7 protein-coding genes are annotated in these 17,132 nt (G+C 44.5%); 2 read left to right on the top strand and 5 right to left on the bottom strand.

The annotated features are described in order from the left end of the window. Nucleotides 1-2,219 precede the first annotated feature (2,219 nt). The gene (gene ispC, locus A359_RS04115; RefSeq protein ID WP_014888624.1) at nt 2,220-3,416 is read left to right on the top strand and encodes a 1-deoxy-D-xylulose-5-phosphate reductoisomerase; all 1,197 of its coding nucleotides are present in this window, start codon (nt 2,220-2,222) and stop codon (nt 3,414-3,416) included. Nucleotides 3,417-4,384: 968 nt separating this feature from the next. On the opposite strand, the gene lon is transcribed toward ispC, so the two are convergent. From lon to bolA, 5 genes are all read right to left on the bottom strand, one after another. Continuing rightward, nucleotides 4,385-6,772 carry an endopeptidase La gene (lon, locus tag A359_RS04110; protein WP_014888623.1) on the bottom strand — a complete coding sequence of 796 codons (2,388 nt, stop codon included), beginning with the start codon at nt 6,770-6,772 and terminating at the stop codon, nt 4,385-4,387. Nucleotides 6,773-6,929: 157 nt separating this feature from the next. Further along, nucleotides 6,930-8,252 carry an ATP-dependent protease ATP-binding subunit ClpX gene (gene clpX / locus A359_RS04105; RefSeq protein ID WP_014888622.1) on the bottom strand — a complete coding sequence of 441 codons (1,323 nt, stop codon included), beginning with the start codon at nt 8,250-8,252 and terminating at the stop codon, nt 6,930-6,932. A gap of 150 nt (nt 8,253-8,402) precedes the next feature. Next, nucleotides 8,403-9,026: an ATP-dependent Clp endopeptidase proteolytic subunit ClpP gene (gene clpP / locus A359_RS04100; protein ID WP_014888621.1), complete on the bottom strand. Its 624-nt coding sequence runs from the start codon at nt 9,024-9,026 to the stop codon at nt 8,403-8,405. A gap of 1,706 nt (nt 9,027-10,732) precedes the next feature. Next, nucleotides 10,733-12,037 carry a trigger factor gene (tig, locus tag A359_RS04095; protein ID WP_014888620.1) on the bottom strand — a complete coding sequence of 435 codons (1,305 nt, stop codon included), beginning with the start codon at nt 12,035-12,037 and terminating at the stop codon, nt 10,733-10,735. Between the two features lie 234 nt (nt 12,038-12,271). Next, nucleotides 12,272-12,607 (bottom strand): transcriptional regulator BolA, encoded by a 336-nt coding sequence (bolA, locus tag A359_RS04090; RefSeq protein ID WP_014888619.1) that lies wholly within the window; start codon nt 12,605-12,607, stop codon nt 12,272-12,274. Nucleotides 12,608-14,516: 1,909 nt separating this feature from the next. Here bolA and mrcB point away from each other — a divergent pair. Beyond that, on the top strand, nt 14,517-17,015 hold the full coding sequence (gene mrcB / locus A359_RS04085) for a bifunctional glycosyl transferase/transpeptidase (RefSeq protein ID WP_014888616.1): 2,499 nt from the start codon (nt 14,517-14,519) through the stop codon (nt 17,013-17,015). Nucleotides 17,016-17,132: the final 117 nt, after the last annotated feature.

The raw sequence follows: 17,132 nt of genomic DNA, 5'->3' as shown, positions 1-17,132 counted from the left end.
GGTGGACTCCAATCGAACAAGATCAAAAAAACAAAACTTTATACTGTAGTGTCATCTTATCGACACAGATTACGATAGCGCAACCTGCGAACCGCCTTAAATGGTTTTTACCTCGCCGGATCTTAGCGGGTCCCGATACCCTTTAGGGTAGCAAGGATCATAACGCAAAGTACGCCGTAGATCCTCCTCTTCTACGCAGTTTTCATCCTTTTTATCCGCAGGGAAACTAGGTGCTTTAGCCTTTTCCTGATTCTTTCATCGCTGTATAGAAAGTAAATTCTACGATCGACGAAATTATGTATGCCTGTATATTTCGGTTGGGATCTCGGATCAGCGATCCTGCTAGGATTAAAGTAGGTTCAAAAAAGGTTGGTAAAATCATGATCGAGTGTTTAATAAATTAACCAATAGAAGGGCTGTTATTACATAATACCAATGATGGTATTGGTTTCTAACAGCGTCATCCGTAGAAACGCCAAGGCATTATTCCATCGCCTCGAATGTCTATAAGCACATCATAGTCAGCTAAACCGTGGACGATCACATATCAGTGTTTTGAAACGGGGAAGGGCCAGAATTCAACTAGTAAGCTACTGCCAAGTATCTCCTAGCGCTCAGGCGAAGTATCATTACTTCCGCGTAGGTCATGATTTTTAGCTGCGTGCTTATGTTTATAGTATGCATGCAGTTAAAAATTATGCACTCTCGCCACATCAGAATAACTGGCTTGATTGTCTATCTGCATGCATGGTGATAACGGTCACTTATACCATAAAAGCTGTTAGCTAGCGCTGCTTTAATCTTCCGGTAGTTTGGACGCATCAATAGTAGCAAGGCCTGTGCGTTTATAGAACCAATGTGCTAGAGATGGGCATAGATCATTTCATGTGTCACGCTATCTATTCCTAGATGTAGCTTACGCCATGATCTGTATTTTCGAAACCATGTCACTAGACTGCTCATGCTCCTACATCAAAAACTAAAAGGATGGTACTACTAGTAATGAATAAAAATAATTTCATTTCATATTAACATTTTTACGATGCTATTAACTTTCGTGTCTCACTTCCTTGGGTCTTGTTGAATGGAAAAATATTCTGTTTACTGCTGAGCTGTGCATGAGAACAAGGTTTCATCTCGAGTCAATAGCGCGTCCATGAAGCCTATATTCTTGATTGTTAAATTTTATGGCTCAATTAGTCTACGGAACTGATAGCATTCAATATATTCATTTGAAAACCACTGGCGCAAAGAACTTTTCCGGCATCTTAGTAGAAAGAGTATAAGTTTAAAGGTGCAATTAACTAATCCTCGTAAACACCCTTGGAACAAGAATCAACAGAGGCGTTGAATGATCCGCATCGTAGTTATTGCCATATCTGCAGGGCACAGTAATCAAATAGGCTATTAAGAATAGTTTTCTCTTCCCAGATGTGGCATGCACTAATTAAATTAGTTACTCTATAGGCTGATAGCATCGTGATCCCTGAAGGGCTCAGTGTACATAATCCATTCGGTGCTTTTAAAGTTTTTCCTTGTCATAGAGACAAGGCTTAAAAATATAATGTAGTGCATTCAGAAAATGATTAGCTCAATATTTGAAGTGCTTAATCCTGCCTCCTCGCATTAAATAATCTATGCCGATTGATTAAATGATAGTATCATTAATGTACAAGTTTTATCGGAGGTGATCACGAAAACCAATTGAATAATAAAAGAAATATATTATTTTAGATCCTACGATACCCGCTACTTGCATGGTTCGTATTGATTAAAAACATTAAGCCTCTGACCCCGCTGCGACATGGAATGCAATGTTAGGACCAGTCCCTTAGCATCAGTGTAGCCATATGATTAGTCATCATGCTTTGGGAAGAGGTCTATCATGCTTCTGAACTAAAGCGGTATGTTTTTATAGATCCTCACTGGATGAAGAGCAGCGTTTCTTATCAAGACATACCTCTAAATACTCATCTGAATCTACGTAATTCTAGTTCACAGTTTGAACGAGCAGTATGAAAGTCGTCAAAATACTACTTCACTAAATGAGACCATTCGGCGTGCCGAATGCTGTTCGTATCGCGCCGAAACAGTCTTTCTAGCACATCTATCTTAACAAACTCTCATTCTTCAACAAGTGTTCGTAATAGACAAAGGAGCGTTATCGTTGCACACTAGGATTTTGTTGCATCTTCTAACCTAGCAGAAAACATAAGCGCATGCGGTATTTGACGATTCTTGGAAGCACTGGCTCTATTGGCGTAAGTACGTTGGCTGTCGTAAAGGAAAATTTCGACCAATTCACGGTGCGCGCACTAGTGGCCGGTACCAACGTCTCCTTAATGACAAAACAGTGCCTGATATTTCGTCCCGACTACGCCTGCATGGCCGATGCGCCTGCGTCGCGAGCGCTCAAGGATAACCTCGATGCAGTGCGTGTTGACACTACAGTACTGTCAGGATCACAGGCCGCTTGTGAGTTGGCCGCGCTCGATGATGTAGATACGGTCATGGCCGCGATTATCGGCGTCGCAGGCCTATCGGCAACGCTGGCTGCTCTGCGCGCGGGAAAGAGGGTATTGCTGGCCAACAAAGAGTCTTTGGTAGCCTGCGGGTGTCTTTTCATGAAGGAGGCGCATCGCCATAACGCCTTATTGCTGCCCGTTGATAGCGAACATAATGCGATTTTTCAGAGCTTACCTGAACCACTTCAGCGTACCTTAGGTTATGCCTCACTCAGGGAGTATGGCGTATCTGGTATTATTTTGACGGGCTCTGGAGGACCATTTCGCCAGACATCGTTAACCGAGCTAGCATTGATGACCCCTGAGCAGGCTTATGCTCATCCAAACTGGTCGATGGGACGTAAAATATCAGTAGATTCAGCTACTATGATGAACAAAGGATTAGAATACATTGAAGCGCGTTGGTTATTTAATGCTAGGGCCGAACAAATAGAAGTACTGTTACATCCGCAGTCTATTATACATTCCATGGTACGCTATACTGACGGCAGTGTACTAGCGCAATTGGGATCGCCAGATATGCGTACGCCAATAGCGCATGCTATGTCCTATCCTAAGCGCATGCAATCCGGCGCCGCTTCATTGGATTTTCTACATATCGGTCCGTTGAGCTTCGAGCAGCCAGACGTCACCCGTTATCCCTGCCTACAGCTGGCAGTGGAAGCAAGTAAGTGCGGCCAAGCAGCGACCACTACGCTTAATGCCGCCAATGAAATCGCGGTGGCAGCGTTTTTACGGGGCGATATTCGCTTTATTGATATTGCAGCCGTAAATAGACGGGTTCTAGAACAGTGCAGTTTCTCTGAACCCGAGAGCCTGGAAGCAGTCCTAAACATCGATGACCGCGCGAGGGAGATGGGACGTCAAAGCGTGCGGTATTATACACAGTGAGACGATAAAGCTGATCAGGGTTCATTTCTGATTGTTACTATTAAAAATAAATTATGATAATGACAGATTTTTATTTACCTCAGTTATAATTGAGAATAATTGAATATCAGTCGCTTAAGATGACCCATTGATGTTGTACTTGAAAATGTTCGACGTCTATTTCGGCTATGAATCGATTCAACCCGGTTAGTGCTAAACTACATTAACATGGTCATGTATATTGCTAAACGCATAGAAATTAAATTAATTATTACGACAGAATGCAAACATTCTATATTCAGTGTTCTTAACAGTATCATCTGGTTGTGAACCATATAAGTACATGATATTCGTTTCTTCTATCTGCGCATCATAGTCATAAGGACTCTACTAAGCATTTAGTGAGATTTTGAACCAAAATATGAAGGGGTTACAGCTGCCAGAGAGCTTCAGTGAGTACCTACTTACCGCTTCTTTCAGCCATGATCGACTATCACTCAGAAGCTGATTGTCTATCCTGAAATGACGCTAATAATATGCAGCGGGGCAGATGCTGCTATACCATGCAGCTGTATATCATCAGAAAAACGTTTTATATGCTTAGCTTCATAATCCGACGATACCTGCACTTTTCGATGAGTTTTTTTATTAATTCGAGAAGAGCCCTACTTATCAGTGATAAGCGATATTAATAAGATTTCGCTTTGCTATTAGAGACGATTTATTACAATGAAAGGAATTACTATATCTAATTCTCTAAAACCCTATATTTTTAAAAAATATTACCAAAAACATTTTGAACTATCATGCTGATGATGTTTATACAATTTTTTGGTTTTTTCTAAAAAATTTTTAAAACTGGTGATGCATGTTCGTTACTGCTTTTGGATCTCCATATCACTAAGACTGATATTTTATGCTCAATGCTCTTTAAGAAAAACAAAATTCTCTCTGCTAACTCAGAGAGGGATATATAATATTCCTTTTTATCAATACAGATTCGTTGCCCCTTCCCCTTCCTTTTCTGCTTTCATCACTTCTTCTAGACCGAATGGGGCATTCTGCAACGCAAGAGTTAATACTTCATCGATACGCTGCACGGGATGAATATGAAGATCATATATTAAATTGGCAGGCATGTCTTCTAAATCTCGCATGTTCTCAAAGGGGATTAGGACAATTTTTATCCCACCTCGGCGTGCCGCTAACAGTTTTTCTTTTAGGCCACCGATAGGTAATACCTGGCCTCGCAGAGTAATTTCACCAGTCATCGCGATGTTCGACTTAACGGGATTACCAGTCAGGCAAGACACTAGCGCAGTACACATAGCGATTCCGGCACTCGGACCATCTTTTGGGGTGGCTCCTTCCGGGACATGTACATGTATATCACGATTTTCATAGAAATCGTGGTTGATTGCTAGTTTATCTGCGCGTGCACGTGCCACGGTCAGCGCAGCTTGAATCGACTCCTTCATCACCTCACCTAAGGAGCCCGTATAGGTGATCTTACCCTTTCCAGGCACGCATGCGGTCTCGATAGTTAGCAGATCACCTCCGACCTCAGTCCATGCCAAACCAGTTACCTGACCGATGCGGTTTTCACTTTCGGCGCGACCGTAATCGAAGCGTTGAACGCCAAGGAAATCCTTCAAGTTATCAACGCTAATAGTAATGTTTTTAACACTCTTATCCATAAGCAGAGTTTTCACCGCCTTACGGCATAATTTAGAAATTTCCCGCTCCAGATTTCGCACCCCAGCTTCACGGGTATAATAGCGAATCATTCCAATCAATGTGCTATCTTCCACCGTTAATTCATTTTTCTTCAAAGCATTGCGTTCAATCTGCTTAGGTAAAAGATACTGCCGAGCGATGTTCATTTTCTCGTCTTCAGTGTAACCTGAGAGGCGTATGACTTCCATACGGTCAAGCAGTGGTGCTGGGATATTCACTGAATTAGAGGTGGCGACAAACATGACGTCGGAAAGATCATAGTCTACTTCTAAATAATGATCATTGAAAGCCACATTCTGCTCGGGATCTAGTACCTCAAGTAATGCGGATGCGGGATCGCCCCGCATGTCCGAAGACATTTTGTCTATTTCGTCGAGCAAAAAAAGAGGGTTTTTCACTCCGACTTTTGACATTTTTTGAATAAGCTTCCCGGGCATCGAACCTATATAAGTACGACGGTGGCCTCGGATTTCTGCCTCATCACGCACGCCTCCTAGTGCCATACGCACATACTCACGGCCAGTGGCTGTGGCGATAGATTTACCGAGCGAGGTCTTCCCTACTCCCGGCGGACCTACCAGGCATAGGATCGGTCCTTTAATTTTACTGACCCGGCTCTGTACTGCTAAATATTCTAGAATGCGATCTTTGACGCGCCCAAGTCCATAATGATCTTTATCGAGCATCTCTTGCGCTTTGACCAAATCTTTTTTTACTTTGCTACGCGCATGCCAAGGCACGGACAGCATCCAGTCAATGTAGCCGCGCACCACTGTCGCCTCGGCAGACATCGGTGACATCATTTTTAATTTCTGCAGTTCCGCTTCGGTCTTTTGTCGAGCTTCTGGCGGCATTTTAGCAGCCTCTATCTTATGTTTCAGCGCTTCATTTTCATCCGGCGCATCCTCTATCTCCCCTAATTCTTTATGAATCGCCTTCATCTGCTCATTGAGATAGTACTCACGCTGACTCTTTTCCATTTGCTTTTTGACTCGATTCCGAATACGTTTCTCCACCTGCAAACGGTCGACTTCCGACTCCATCATTGTCATCAGATACTCCAGACGGTCGGTAACATCGGTCATTTCTAGTACCGACTGCTTCTCAGCCAGCTTCAGAGGCATATGGGCGGCAATGGTGTCAGCTAGACGGGCGGCATCATCGATACTATTTAGTGAGGTCAGGACTTCGGGCGGAATTTTCTTGTTTAACTTAATATACCCTTCAAACTGATTGATAGCTGTGCGAACCAGCACTTCCTGCTCAGGCTCGTCTAGTTCGTGTGCGTCAAAATAGTCCGCCTCGGCGGTGAAATGATCACCGCTGTCAGCAAGCTCCTTGATGCGAGCTCGGGTCAACCCTTCTACCAGAACTTTAACTGTGCCGTCAGGCAGTTTAAGCATTTGCAGAATAGAAGAAACCGTTCCGACTGAAAAAAGATCTTTAAGAGCGGGCTCGTCGGTTGACGCTTCTTTTTGAGCCACTAACATGATTTTTTTATCACTATCCATGGCTGCTTCAAGACACCGAATTGATTTTTCCCGACCAACAAACAGGGGGATGACCATGTGCGGATAGACCACCACATCACGAAGAGGCAATACGGGGATTTCTATGCGTTCGGAACGCTGAGCATTCATAGAGCTCTCTCTTAGTTTAGCTTCCGCAGGGTTTTTGGAATGCGCAAATCTCGGCTTGTGCCAGTTTTAAAAATTAGCTATATGAGTATATGGGGTCGAATCGCTAACATTCAACAGCAGTCGGTCATGAAAAGCAGGGGGGTATGAGATTGTTTTCCTAGACGCGCTCTATCGCCGTATGAGCCCCAATACGACACTCATTTTGCTTTCCGGAGGAATCCTGCTGTACTTCTTCCGTACTATAGATCAGTAAAGGCTCTGAGTGACCTGAGATGACGGCTGCATCGATAACTACTTTTTCTACGCCGTCTTGGGACGGTAGTTCGTACATTGTTTCCAACAGCACGCCCTCTACGATAGAGCGCAGTCCTCGAGCACCTGTCTTTCGCATCATAGCTTTTTTCGCGATGGCGGTGAGCGCTTCTTCGCGGAATTCAAGCTCGACGCCTTCCAGGTTAAATAAAGTCTGATACTGTTTGGTCAGTGCATTCTTTGGCTCACGTAAAATCCGGATCAGCGCTGTTTCACTTAATTCATTTAGCGTTGCTACGACGGGTAACCTGCCTATGAATTCCGGAATCAGACCAAACTTAATTAAATCTTCCGGCTCCACTTGCACAAGTAGTTCACATTCGGAGACTGGCTCCGTACTATCTTTAATAGTGGCACTAAAACCTATCCCGAGGTTCGTTTCAGTGCGCTGCTCGATTACCTTATCTAGGCCGGCGAAAGCGCCGCCGCAGATAAACAGAATTTTTGAAGTATCTACTTTTAAGAATTCCTGCTGGGGATGCTTTCGCCCGCCCTGCGGCGGCACCGAGGCCACCGTGCCTTCTATAAGTTTTAGCAGCGCCTGCTGTACACCTTCACCGGAAACATCGCGGGTAATGGATGGGTTTTCCGATTTACGAGAAATTTTGTCTATTTCATCAATATATACAATTCCGCGCTGGGCTTTTTTTACATCGTAATCGCATCTTTGTAACAATTTTTGGATGATATTTTCCACATCTTCACCCACATACCCAGCTTCAGTTAAAGTAGTGGCATCAGCCATAGAGAAAGGCACATCTAGAAAGCGTGCTAATGTTTCCGCTAGTAAAGTTTTACCGCTCCCGGTAGGCCCAATCAGTAAAATGTTGCTTTTTCCGAGTTCAATGCCGTTATTAATATCACTATTGCGTAAACGCTTGTAGTGATTATAGACTGCCACCGCAAGCACTTTTTTGGCTTTTTCTTGACCGATGACATAATCATCTAAGTGGTAACGGATTTCATGGGGCGTCGGTAGTGCACCGCATGTACTATGCGGTGGCAGCTTAATGATCTCTTCACGGATAATCTCCTTGCATAAATCAACACATTCATCGCAGATATATACCGACGGCCCGGCAATCAACTTCCGCACCTCATGCTGGCATTTACCGCAGAAAGAGCAATACAGCAGCTTTCTTGAACCGTTTTTGAGCTTATCTGTCATCAATAAACCTATTTCTTTCGTCTTTTGTCCCGCAGGAAAATTCTCTCGGGAACGCGACGTCTTAACTCTACACTGGTAGCCGGCAGTGCAGGCGCTTCCGCACAATGCACTGCATGAACTATAGCGCTATCTGTTCGCGCGATGAAATAACTATGCGCGCTGGATCAATACTGAATCTACTAATCCATACTCTACCGCCTCAGGCGCAGATAGGAAACGATCACGTTCAGTGTCCCTCTCTATTACTGCAAGAGGCTGGCCCGTATGTTTCGCCATCAATTCATTCATCCGTACCTTCACCTTCAGTATTTCCTGGGCGTGAATCTCAATATCAGTAGCCTGGCCTTGAAAGCCCCCCAGAGGCTGATGAATCATGATCCGCGAATTATGCAGGCAAAAACGTTTTCCTTTGGCGCCAGCGGCCAGCAAGAAGGCGCCCATGGAGGCAGCTTGACCCATGCAGACCGTGCTGACATTGGGTCTGATAAATTGCATGGTGTCATATATAGACATACCAGCGGTAATGACGCCTCCGGGTGAGTTAATGTACAGGTGGATATCTTTTCCCGGATTTTCCGCTTCTAAAAACATCATCTGCGCGACTATCAGATTCGCCATATGGTCTTCTACCTGACCAGTCATGAAGATAATCCGTTCTTTCAGCAGGCGAGAAAAGATATCGTACGCACGCTCTCCGCGTGCAGTTTGTTCCACTACCATCGGCACCAGAGCCATATGGGGTGCATAGCTATCATGTTCGCTACTGTATGACATGATCGTCTCCTAGAAATAACGCTTTCGACGCCCGGAGCTGCATTGATTGAATCAATGACAGTATTGATGACTTAGTCAAGAAGTATTCTTGTTATCCGATTCGAATGGTGTTACGACGTTGCTCACGGCGTAATCCGCTGAAGCGCTTTAGCTATCATGGCATCTTCTCGTTTACGCCTGCATCTTCGTTGCGCAGTCTAAGATAACCATCCAGAAGTGTTGCAAGCTCGAACCTAGCAGTATCAGTTAGTGAGCGCCTATGATAAACTGCTCTCTGTCTTCTACATACTATATCTACCGTTCAGATGGTGAAGTAAAACAGTGATATTACGCTTATGCAATAAAGTTATCTAATATTAAAAACTTTTCTTCTATCGAACAAGAAGCTTGCTTTTAAGCCTCCGCAGAGCATCATGACCCTCAGGTGTATTACAAACCGCGTTAACTGACACTGTCCGAACTTTTCGGTAGGTTCTCTTTATAAAAAATTTACTAGAGCCGGTGCAGTCATCGTCTTTCTGTTCGATAAATCGGGACAGAGACTTTTATCTGTCACATTATTTAATACCAGATAACGCTTACGTCATAGGTTATGTTTGTCAAGACCATGCTGTCGGACTATCTATTCTCCTTGATCCAACACTTCAAGGTCTATGCTATCAAGCAAAAAACGGCGAATTACAGCACCTTTTGACCTGTTTGTGCTGATTATTCACAGCCGTTACTTACGTGATGCTCAAAAAAATACTCCAAGAATCTTAATCGAAACGCTATCTTGTAACGCCATCATCACAATAACAAGTCCCCGGTTCATTATCAGCACCCTAGGGCTCTTTCTATCGGCGTAGGCCTGAAATTGGCGAAGCTATTTAATTGCAGTTGTCTTTTGCCATGCAATTATGTCTATCTCATGCGTCCATACCTTCAGAGCACTGGGCTTCTTGAAGGTCTTTTTGTGACTGGAGCAACTAGTAACTGTAAGTTTTTTTCTTATAGAAATCACTGGTTACAATGAATGTCTTCAGCTGAGGTAATAATTACCTAACATTTTGATTAGTTCAACACATTTCGTGTAAATTTTAGGGTTTGTCTGAGAGATAACATCATCAGCATATCTAAAAATATAGCTAGCTCTGCTCGACAGATTTTAGCACGCCCACCTCACAAGAAGGGCCTATTCTCTTTCTTTCTGACAGTCTTTTAGCCCGACAGGGTCGCTCATGGTCTCATGGCTAATTTTTTTAGCGCTCACGGCCTCTTAGTTATGTTCGGATGTTTAAATAACATTGCAGGATGTTTAATTAAATTTTTTCAGCTCCTTGATCGATTTATGCCTAATCTGTTCAGATTATTTTTACATGTTGAGAGTTTGTCGAATAAATAGATGTTATACGATCGTCTCATTGAACTGATTGATCTTTGAAATGTAAGATCTTTAAGTAAATATTTTGGGGCAAGCAGCACGCCTGAGATGGAAAAGATTCTCTACTAAAACTGCATCGTAAAACCACATGATATTAAATTATATAGTTTATTTTACAACAGTCATTGCAGCCTATCTTGCCCACTGCTTAACAATTCAATATAGCAATATTGATCACCGTTAATATTATCAACCACTTATGAAAAGCCTATCACCACAGGATGACAGGCTATAAAAAATAATGCATGACGCTTAAGACCGCACGTAATAAACATTATGGCCGCTACGAAGCGCTCGACTGATACATCAAGTCATTAAAACAGGTTTCTTTTTCAACTACACGAGCGGTGAGCAACAGAGCTTCAACTGCTTGTTCTTCTATCGCCTCGTTGCGTATGTTTTCCATCAGATTTTGATGCTTACCGTAGAACTCGATCACTTCTTTCGGATCTTCGTACATGGAGGCTCTTTCTTCAATTAGCGCTCTTACACGGGCTTCGTCTACTTTTAGTTTATGTTGTTGAATAACCGTGCCTAGCAGGAGACCGATCTTGACGCGGCGCTTTGCCTGTTCTTCAAATAGCTCACGCGACATTTCTAAATCCCGCTGTTCGTTTCCGCCAACACCCTGAACCGCGTGGCTTTTCAAGAACTCGATTTCATTATCGACCAGCGCCGCAGGAAGATGAATGTCGTTAGTGCTCAGCAGCCCGTCAATCACCTGGGTCTTCACGCGTTTGCGCACAGCCTTTTTCATCTCGCGCTCCATGTTTTGACGCACTGCAGCACGCAGGCTTGGCAAGGTACCGTCAGCTACGCCGAAACGCTTAATGAAGGCTTCATCCATTTCCGGCAGCACACACTGTTCGACTTTCTTTTGCTCAACGGAGAACTGTGAGACTTTACCTTGTAAAGCTTCGGAGGGGTAGTCTTCTTGGAAGGTGATACTGATGTTAAATCTTTCGCCTGCTTTATGACCGATCAGACCTTCTTCAAAACCGGGGATCATGCGCCCCTCTCCCATGACTAGGACAAAGTCACTAGCTTTGCTTCCCTCAAATGCTTCGCCGTCAATAGTGCCAACAAAGTCGAAGGTGACGCGGTCTTCCGAGCCCGCTGCATCAGCGGTTTCTTTCCAATCCGCGAGCTGCTTGCGGAGCGTTGCTAGCATAGTGTCTACGTCAATATCCTTCACTTCCACATGCGGCTTTTCAATCTCAAGCCGATCCAGACCCGTTAGCTCTACTGTGGGGTAGACTTCAAATTCCACCGTATAGGTAAACGTCTCCCCGGTCTTGTATTCACCCGGGGTGTAATGCAGCTCGCCCACTGGATTGATTTTTTCCTGGATCAGAGCGTCGACACAATGTCGCTGCATTAACGCGCGTATCGCATCTCGACGGACAGTAGCGCCATAGCGCTGTGCAACTATATTTATAGGTACTTTCCCTTTCCGAAAGCCATGAGCATGAACTTTTTTAGCGATGTTCGCTAATTCAATTTTCACTGCTAGCTCAAGTATTTCAGCATCAATGGTGATATTTATGCGGCGCCCCAGACCTGCAGTGCTCTCAACAAAAACTTGCATCTTTTACCTCAAAACAATCATAGTGCTCGATCATTGCCAGAAGCTGTTTTCAAAGCACCGCTCGTCGTCGTCAGACACATCCCGCATGACGTCCGAAAATATTCAGGTTTGTAATTATAGCGAGAAAGATCTCATGAGTCGAGCGTAGCACGACTTTTTGCCGTGCATAAGCCTAAAGAACATATAAAGACGCAGGACGGAATGAGTGGTTGCCCCATCCGATGAATCGGTAGACTATTTATCGATACAGTTGAGGGTAGTCAGCACGTCGCTATGACACGTTGGAGAGACTGGTGCCTGCGCCTTTAGTTCTTCCCATTCCATGAGCGTATAAGCGTGTAGAGCCAACCCATGCAAAGCCCCCGTCAGCTCATCTGCCAAAACACCGTATATCTTTCGATGACGGCTCAGGGCAGTCTCGGTGTTAAACTGATCACTCACCACAACCACTTTAAAATGACTCTCAGCGCCTACTGGAACATTATGGGAGTCACTTTCGTCCAGCACTTCTAGGTAAAAAGGCGCAAATTTTGACCTGATTTTTTTTTCTATTTTCTCGCGCATACTCATCTCTCCTCCTTAGCGCTAGACATAGCACTTTACTCAATCAGTTAAAATATCACCTCATAATTTTTAAACGCTGAGCGTGTTGACGCGACAATTGAAATTGGTTATAATTAAAGGTTTTATTGACTTTCTAATATATCGGTAATTAATCTTTATCTAAAGGGCCGCGTAGTGTGTTTTATTAGAAATTTTCTAGACTTTTTTGGATACCTGTAGTTCTTTCTCATCATTGTTGACAGGTCGAAATACTAGATGTAAATAGTCGTATTTAATACACGGATTGTATGATCCTGTTTAATTGAAACGATTGATCTATATAACTTAAACGCATCAAATAGACCGTACAAGAACTTGGTACACCGAGACGACAGGTCTTTACTGCTAACATTGCCTAATAACATAGGATCATGCTCTATTTTTCTATCAGGCGACTTAAGAAAATAGTTTGCACTAGATAGCCATTACAGTTACTCGCTTGGTCAAGACGCTCAGATGAGGCTTACTAGGGATGATAACATGTTTATTAAAAACGTAGCTTAAGTACTATTAGTAACCTGTCTTTTCTGTTAATGACTTTATTATGATTAGGTAATGTTTTACTTCCCTATTCTGATGCACGCGTATGCTGGATATTCTAAGAAAATAAACAATGCTCTTGATCGCTCTATTGAGAGTGAATTACATAAAACAGTTTATGTAACCGGATCGCGTGATTAACAAAAGAACGGATGAAGCAATACTAAAAGTTTTTATTAAAAAACTCATTAGCACTATTGTTATAATTTTAGCTGAGCAGATTATTAGTCACCCCGCGGTTTAAGGGCGGTTTTCTCTACCCATACAACGATGCTATGATATACTCGCTTTTCGCATTTTTAAAGAACGAGATGCGTAAAACGCTTGTGGTGAGTAAGAGACTTAGATAACTTTGCGCTTTTCTTGACCCGCAGAACCCATTTGTTGAATAAAGCGCGTCAAGAGGCCGGTGATGGCCTGAAAATTAAATATATTTAATAAACAACAAGCAATCACTCAGCTCACTGAGCCGAAAAGATTTTTTCAACATTTTATCTAAATAGCAACAATACCTTAACATAAAACTAACGTCATTTTTACGTGTAGAGTACACCATAATGCGCGGTCAAATAATGTCCATGAGTTGTAAAAAGAGATCAATAGTTCCGAAACTCATAAACCGCGGACAGCATATGGATTGAGCGATGCTGAACGGGGTATTATAGTATAATAAAAAAGACACATTAACGGCTCAATACCTCCCCTTCTGAGACCGAAATGAACCCTGACGCTGCGCAAGCGGCATTATTGTCATCAATATAGTATTGCAAAACATTACGCCATAATAAAATAGCACTTATGAACCATGCGATAGGAATTCTCTGCACTGCGTTTACCCCTTCTGCCTGGAGTTACTTAGCAGGGTATCAGCAAAACCGCTCAGTTTTCCCTAGCTGGGGGGCATACCTGCATCACAGGCGACCGTATAGCTCTAAACACCCTGCCGTGGATCCACATATGCTTGATGCCGGCTATCACGCCCCGGTAACCTGTTATACGGCTTACCTGGGCGTTATATCTCCCAGCCTTACTTTTCCCCCGCATCCCCTTGTGTCACACGGTCCTCAGGAAGCGCCTACTCTCTGCTCATGGGTAGATACGCAATCCGCGCCCCATACCTTAACCCCTACTTAGCCTAAACCCTATCGCGAGGTGTAAAGCATGACAACTCATTCTTTAAAACACTCTTAACTGAATGATCTGGTAACGGCGCTACCCGGGTGGAGCAGGTGTAATAAAGTCATCACAAGACATGCATAGGTCTCCGCTTACGACCAGGCACTGCGTCGGAAGAGAGTAGACGGATTGACTGTCGCAGTAGAGAGAGGAATGAACGATGTCTAGAAATGAGCGTGAACCTATCGGGCGCTATGAACACACGTCAGACCGAAAAGCTGAACGAAGACGGTCGAGGGATGATCATGATGACAGTTGGAGAAGTCATGAAGAAGAGCCAGTGACGCCGTTACGTAGGAGCCGATTACACGCTCCTTGGAAAAAACGTAGTCATCTTGGATGGTGGTTTATCAGCATCGTGATGCTGCTGAGCTTCGTGATCGCTATCTATGGTGTGTATTTAGATGCTCAGATCCGTCAACGCATTAATGGGAAGGTCTGGCAGCTGCCCGCGGCGGTCTATGGACGCATGGTAAGCCTGGAGTCAGGAATGTCTTACAGCCGTAGCGCCATAACTAAGCTTCTTGAGGGGATGCAATACTGCCAGGTAGCTCGCATTACCCGTCCGGGAGAATTCACTATACGCGGCAATAGTATTGAACTCTTACGTCGGTCATTCGATTTCCCGGACGGCATGGAGGGGGCAATCCACGTCCGTATGACGTTTGGTAACAATCAACTTTTAGAGATTAAAAACCAGGACACCGAACGAAATTTCGGATTTTTCCGCCTCGACCCTCGTTTAATAACCATGCTGCAATCTCCAAAGGGCGAACAGCGACTATTCATGCCACGCGCCGGTTTCCCGGACCTGCTGGTTGATACCATCATCGCCACCGAAGACCGTCATTTCTATGAGCATGATGGTATTAACCTATCTTCTATCGGCCGTGCATTTCTAGCTAACATTACAGCTGGTCGTGCCGTTCAGGGGGGGAGTACTCTAACACAGCAACTAGTGAAAAACCTATTTTTAACCAACCAACGCTCTCTTTGGCGAAAGGCTAATGAAGCTTATATGGCGTTAATCGTCGATTACCGTTACAGCAAGGATCGCATTCTAGAGCTATATCTCAACGAGGTATATCTAGGGCAAAGTGGTAGCGATCAGATTCGAGGTTTCCCTCTAGCGAGTCTGCATTACTTCGGCCGCCCAATTAATGAACTCAGTCTCAACCAGCAGGCGATGTTGGTCGGAATGGTAAAAGGGGCCTCTCTGTATAATCCTTGGCGTAATCCCGTGCTCTCTCTAGAGCGCCGAAATCTAGTCCTGAAATTGCTAGAGCATCAAAAAATTATCAACCATGAACTATATCACACGCTCAGCACCAGACCCTTGGGGGTACAGGAACGAAGAGGGGGCCTGACCCCACAGCCGGCCTTTATGCAGATGGTCCGCGAAGAGCTGAAAAGCAAGCTGGGCGAAAAAATCAACGATCTGTCCGGTGTTAAAATTTTTACCACCTTAGATCCTTTGTCGCAAGATGCAGCTGAAACATCGCTGGAGAAGGGCGTGCCCGTGCTTCGCGCTGTGCGGGGTGTTAAGGATCTAGAGGCCGCGATGGTCGTAGTCGATCGCTGCAGCGGGGAAGTGCGCGCTATGGTCGGAGGAGCGGAGCCGCACTTCCCCGGATTTAACCGCGCAATGCAGGCGCGCCGATCTGTAGGGTCGCTAGCAAAACCAGTCACCTACCTGACTGCCTTGAGCGAGCCGGATAAATATCGGCTGAATACTTGGATTGCAGATGAACCGCTTAACCTTAAGCAACAAAACGGCCGTATATGGTCGCCAAAAAATTACGATCGGCAGTTTCGCGGTAAAGTTATGCTAATAGATGCATTAACAAATTCACTCAACGTGCCGACGGTCAATCTTGGCCTCTCCGTAGGGCTTGATCGCATTACTGCTACTTTGGTTAAGCTTGGAATACAGTCATCTATGCTGCAGCCGGTCCCCTCTATATTACTTGGTGCCACCAGCCTCACGCTGATGGAAGTAGCGCAGGAGTTTCAGACCATCGCCAGTGGCGGTAACCATGCTACGCTATCAGCGCTGAGATCCGTCGTAGCGGAAGATGGCGCCGTATTATATCAAAGCTTTCCTCAGTCGGAGAGGGTGGTACCCGCGCAAGCTGCGTACCTCACGCTATATGCAATGCAACAAGTAGTCTCACACGGAACCTCTCGTGCGCTCTCATTAAAGTTTCCATCTTCTGGTTTGGCAGCGAAAACTGGAACTACTAACGATCTACGCGATAGCTGGTTTGCTGGTATCGATGGAAAAGAAGTATGTATTGCCTGGGTTGGTCGCGATAACAACGGCCCGGCTAAGTTAACCGGCGCCAACGGCGCACTAACGCTGTATCGCCGTTATTTAGAGAAACAAGCACCATTAACTCTAAACTTGACGCCACCTGAAGGCATCGTTCAGATGCCTATCGACTGTTCTGGGAATTTCATATGTAATAGCGAAAAAGGAATACGAACATTGCCTGTATGGACATATAATCCTAAAGAGCTATGCCAGTTGCCCCAAGAGCCACTACGGCGTCACTCTAAGCCAACGAGTCAACCGAAGCAAATCCCCCTACCATTGGGTGGTGAGGAGCAATATCGTAATAGAATAGAAAATTGGATTCGAAAAATGTTTGGTAAATAACACCCTGGTGAAGCTGTTATTTTGAACCGTAAGAATTTTTGGCCTATTAGTCAGTCAGGAACTGACGTCGGCCGGGGCCGACATGAACCCCTTTCCGAGCGTGATGTAGATAACTTG

It is taken from the genome of secondary endosymbiont of Ctenarytaina eucalypti (assembly GCF_000287335.1).
In the GTDB taxonomy this organism is placed as follows: domain Bacteria; phylum Pseudomonadota; class Gammaproteobacteria; order Enterobacterales; family Enterobacteriaceae.
This window is presented reverse-complemented; position numbering and strand designations above follow the sequence as displayed.

Bases quoted from the DNA above. Each gene is read 5' to 3' on its own strand.
- clpX (WP_014888622.1), bottom strand. From the start codon at position 8,252: ATGACAGATAAGCTCAAAAACGGTTCAAGAAAGCTGCTGTATTGCTCT.
- clpP (WP_014888621.1), bottom strand. From the start codon at position 9,026: ATGTCATACAGTAGCGAACATGATAGCTATGCACCCCATATGGCTCTG.
- tig (WP_014888620.1), bottom strand. From the start codon at position 12,037: ATGCAAGTTTTTGTTGAGAGCACTGCAGGTCTGGGGCGCCGCATAAAT.
- lon (WP_014888623.1), bottom strand. From the start codon at position 6,772: ATGAATGCTCAGCGTTCCGAACGCATAGAAATCCCCGTATTGCCTCTT.
- ispC (WP_014888624.1), top strand. From the start codon at position 2,220: ATGCGGTATTTGACGATTCTTGGAAGCACTGGCTCTATTGGCGTAAGT.
- bolA (WP_014888619.1), bottom strand. From the start codon at position 12,607: ATGAGTATGCGCGAGAAAATAGAAAAAAAAATCAGGTCAAAATTTGCG.
- mrcB (WP_014888616.1), top strand. From the start codon at position 14,517: ATGTCTAGAAATGAGCGTGAACCTATCGGGCGCTATGAACACACGTCA.